Origin of the sequence: Synechococcus sp. R3-13, assembly GCF_047462195.1 — a bacterium.
Lineage (GTDB): Bacteria > Cyanobacteriota > Cyanobacteriia > Thermostichales > Thermostichaceae > Thermostichus.
The window spans coordinates 1-833 of sequence record NZ_JANSIO010000168.1 but is presented as its reverse complement, the minus strand read 5'-3'; the positions used below and the strand labels follow the sequence as shown (position 1 = coordinate 833).

At 51.5% G+C, this 833-nt stretch carries 1 protein-coding gene; it reads left to right on the top strand.

From position 1 onward, the window contains the following. Positions 1–833: ABC transporter ATP-binding protein/permease (locus NW856_RS05220; RefSeq protein WP_414399416.1), on the top strand; the 833-nt coding region annotated here is incomplete at both ends.

Below are 833 nucleotides of genomic sequence, written 5' to 3'. Positions count from 1 at the left end.
TCGGTTTATCGACACAGCTCTGCAGCAAAAAGAAGAGCCCACTTTCTGGCAGTTTTTGATTATTTATGGAGTGCTGATTATCTCAGCCATTCCGATTTTGGTGATCTACCGCTACACTCGCCTCAAGCTAGGGCTGTTTTGGCGAGAATGGCTGACCGATCATTTTCTGGATCGCTACTTCAATCAGCGGGCTTACTACGAGCTGGATTCCAACGCCGCCAACACCGAAATCGACAACCCCGACCAGCGCATTTCCGAGGATGTTCGCTCCTTTACCGGCACCACCCTCTCCTTCCTGTTGGACATTCTTGACTCGATTCTCACCCTCTACGCCTTCACCGGCATTCTCTATGGCATTTCTCGTCCGTTGGCGTTGGGGCTGGTGGTCTATGCCACCATTGGTACCGCCATCGCCATTTTGGCTGGTCGCAAGCTGATCAAAATTAACTTCGATCAACTGCGCTACGAAGCCGATTTTCGCTACAGCTTGGTGCATGTGCGGGATAATGCCGAGTCCATCGCCTTTTACCAGGGAGAGGATCAAGAACTCAGGCAAATTTTGCATCGCTTTGGTGCGGCCTTGCGCAATTTTAACTTGCTGATCATCTGGCAGGCCATCATCGATATTTTCCAATACGCCTACAACTATTTCACCCGCATTGTGCCCTATGTCATCGTCGCCCCCCTTTACTTCAGCGGCGTGCGAGATTTCGGCACCATTACCCAAGCCACCATTGCCTTCAGCCAGGTGTTGAGCGCCCTCTCCATTGTGGCCAACCAGATTCAAAGCATTTCCAGTTTTGCCGCTGGGATCAACCGCTTAGGCTCCTTTC